1 protein-coding gene is annotated in these 1,037 nt (G+C 68.0%); it reads right to left on the bottom strand.

Going from position 1 to position 1,037, the window contains the following annotated elements; translation table 11 throughout:
* Nucleotides 1-223: 223 nt before the first annotated feature.
* A complete protein-coding gene (locus tag ACFXKA_RS43380) occupies nt 224-943 on the bottom strand; it encodes a GPP34 family phosphoprotein (RefSeq protein WP_078076704.1) in 720 nt (239 codons plus the stop codon).
* Nucleotides 944-1,037: the final 94 nt, after the last annotated feature.

Below are 1,037 nucleotides of genomic sequence, written 5' to 3'. Positions count from 1 at the left end.
AGTGGACAAACGGTGGCCAGATCCTGTATTCGTTCGCCGCGTGTTTACGCGGGACGCTCTACGCGCGGGGCAGCCTGTCGTACTGCTGCCCCCTCGCGTCTCTTGCGGCTCCCGATCCGGGTCTCTGGGGACGTCGGCGCGGCGGTTTCCGGTACCGCGTGCTGTCCTGTCGGTGCGTGTTGGTGCTCGCTCGCATGTCGTGCTTGTGGAGCGTGTGGTGCCTTCAGTGCGCCGCGACGCGGGCCATGCTCCCGCGGTGCGGCTGCATCGGTACGGCCGGTGGCCGGCCTCCCGGTGCGGGATTACGGCGCGGCTGAGCGGCCGCACCGTTCTGGACGTCCATCACGGCATGCGCCACGAGACCGCCCATCGGGTCGTGTCTGATCAGATCCCGGAGCCGGGAGCGCGACGAGCGCCCCTCGTTACCGGGGTACAGGTGCTTGCCCAGACCGACCGCGTGGGCCAGTGCGGCGAGCGCCGCGGTCCGCGGGTCCGGCGGTACGCCGGTGCGGATCGCACTGTCCAGCCGTGACCTGATGTCGCGGCTGATCGCCGTCTCCGTCGCCTGGTAGCGAGTCGTCGGCAGCACTCCGCACATCTGGCCCGCCACGGCATGAACCATGCCGCACCGCTCCAGATGCGAGAGGTAAATCTGACGGAGCCCCAATCGGGGCCCGCCGATCCAGTGAACTGCGCGAACCGGGCTGCCGCGTCGGCGCAGCAGCTCCAGTGCGGAGTCCAATGTCGGATCTCCGGTCGGCCGTGGCATCACCACGGCGATACGATCCCCGTCAGGGGCTATCCGTCCTGCCAGAGCCAGCTCTACTAGCTGTGCTCCGGCCAGGCCGAGGTCGAGCGACTGCGGCTGCGCTGTGGTACCCGTGGCCGGGTCCAGAGCGAGCAACAGAAGCTCCTCCGGAATTGTTCTGCGGCTCCTGCCCATCCATGCCTCCCCGCGTGGATGAATGACAGGGTGACCCCTCTCACATTCATCTGTCGAGGGTGCCTGGTCGCTTTGTGCGGGAACCGTTATGTAT

Origin of the sequence: Nocardia sp. NPDC059228, from assembly GCF_042754245.1 — a bacterium.
Taxonomy (GTDB): Bacteria; Actinomycetota; Actinomycetes; order Mycobacteriales; family Mycobacteriaceae; genus Nocardia.
Note: the sequence above shows the minus strand (reverse complement) of the source record. Positions and strands in the feature narration are given on the sequence as shown.